The organism is Suttonella ornithocola, assembly GCF_001889065.1.
GTDB lineage: Bacteria > Pseudomonadota > Gammaproteobacteria > Cardiobacteriales > Cardiobacteriaceae > Suttonella_A > Suttonella_A ornithocola.
In genome coordinates this window covers 1-739 of record NZ_LWHB01000312.1, presented here as the reverse complement: position 1 = coordinate 739, position 739 = coordinate 1, and the positions used below count along the sequence as shown (strand labels likewise).

At 38.7% G+C, this 739-nt stretch carries 1 protein-coding gene; it reads left to right on the top strand.

Features of this window, described 5'->3' with window-relative positions; all coding sequences use genetic code 11:
• The first annotated feature begins 157 nt into the window (after window positions 1-157).
• On the top strand, window positions 158-718 hold the full coding sequence (locus A5N85_RS13985; protein WP_143143344.1) for an IS630 family transposase: 561 nt from the start codon (window positions 158-160) through the stop codon (window positions 716-718).
• Window positions 719-739: the final 21 nt, after the last annotated feature.

Here is a 739-nt window from a genome sequence, read left to right as displayed (position 1 = left end):
TGAGCGTAAGCCTCAAAGATTGATGATGAAGCCTTGCTTAAGGATATTGAGCAGTAATCCTGATGATTACCAATGGGAAAGCGCTAGACGTTTTAATTGCTCGCAATCAGCGATTTGTTATGCTCTAAAGCGAACTAAAGATAACGCATAAAAAAAGATTAACCAACATCCAAAAGCCGACACAGAGAAAAGAGAGCACTTTCAAGAACAAATAGTGGATAAGACCGCTCAAGACAAACCGATAGTCTATCTTGATGAATGTGGTTTTAAAGCCTTTGCTCATAGACCTTATGGCTACAGCACAAAAGGACAAGTTTGTCATGGAAGTGATAACTGGCATTTAAAAAACCAGAGCAATGCGATTGGAGCCATTATCAATGGAGAATTGTTTGCCTTACGCTTATATGATGGTTCTATTAACAGCGATATTTTCTCTCATTGGGTGAGAGAAGCACTGTTACCTGAGTTACCTAAAAACAGTGTAATTGTCATGGACAATGCCGCTTTTCATAAACGCTGTGATATTCAAGCAATCATTGAAGAGCATGGGCATGAGATAGTTTGGTTACCCCCTTATAGTCCAGACTTAAATCCTATTGAAAAGATGTGGGCTTGGATTAAGCAAATACGCAAAGAATGGCGGATGGATTGTATTGATACTTTATGCTTTTATCTGCTTTGGATTGGGTTGGCTTTAGATGATTGCACTATATTCTAGTAGCCTTTTACTATAGCCACA